Annotated in this window: 1 protein-coding gene and 1 pseudogene; one reads left to right on the top strand and one right to left on the bottom strand. The window is 79.2% G+C overall.

The window, feature by feature from the left end:
- A pseudogene (locus PAI11_RS27150) lies at positions 1-377 on the top strand (hypothetical protein); the annotation flags it as partial.
- On the opposite strand, the gene PAI11_RS11115 reads toward PAI11_RS27150, so the two are convergent.
- A complete protein-coding gene (locus PAI11_RS11115; protein WP_138974244.1) occupies positions 374-670 on the bottom strand; it encodes a hypothetical protein in 297 nt (98 codons plus the stop codon). The pseudogene PAI11_RS27150 and the gene PAI11_RS11115 sit on opposite strands and share 4 nt — an antisense overlap.
- Positions 671-826: the final 156 nt, after the last annotated feature.

Here is an 826-nt window from a genome sequence, read left to right as displayed (position 1 = left end):
CGCCGCGGCGCGACGACGGCTGGGCCGCCTCGGATCCTGCCGGCGAGCGGCGCTCGCGGACGCCCCGCGGACCGTCGAGCGGGCAGGACGCCACCCGCGCGCTCGGCCGCGAGGACGCCGCCCGGCTGCTGCGCGAGTCCGGCCTCGACAGCGGCTCCCACGAGCGGCCGCCGGCGCGCCGGGAGCGGCCGCCGCACGGCAGCTGGGCGGAGGACGATCCGACCCGCCACGTGCTGCGGGACGACGATCCGACCCGTCACGTCCCGCGCGAGGACGATCCGACCCGCCACGTCCCGCGCCAGGACGATCCGACCCGGATCGCGCCCGCCGACGACGAGCGGCGGGACCGCCGCCGTCGCCGGGACCAGCCGCGCTAGCGCTGACCGTCGCGGCGCTGCTGCTGCTGCCGGCGAGCGTCGCCGATCGACTCGTTCGGCGGCAGTCGGCGGTCGTCGCCGCGAAGCGGGTCCGGCGCGGGGCCGGGGCTGTCGCGCCAGGCGCCGAAGCCGCCGACGACCATCGCGAAGGTCGCGACGAACAGCAGCGCGAGCCCGGCGACGACGACGCCGCGGATCTTGATCAGGTGGCCGACGACCGCGACGATCATCGCCAACGCCATCAGGACGACGACCAGCGAGGCCGACACCGCTCCCACAGGCAACACGGGCACGCAGGCAGGATCCCACAGGCCGGCGCGCCGCCGCGCAGCGGTGACGCCCGCTCGCCGATCCGCGGCCCCGCGCGAGGGGGCCGCGGGTTCGGGAGCCGGCCCCGGGCGCTCAGGGGCAGCGCGCCGGGCGAACCACCCAGCCGCCGCCGGGGCGCG

The sequence above is a fragment of the Patulibacter medicamentivorans genome (genome assembly GCF_000240225.1).
GTDB classification, from domain to species: Bacteria; Actinomycetota; Thermoleophilia; order Solirubrobacterales; family Solirubrobacteraceae; genus Patulibacter; species Patulibacter medicamentivorans.
This window is presented reverse-complemented; position numbering and strand designations above follow the sequence as displayed.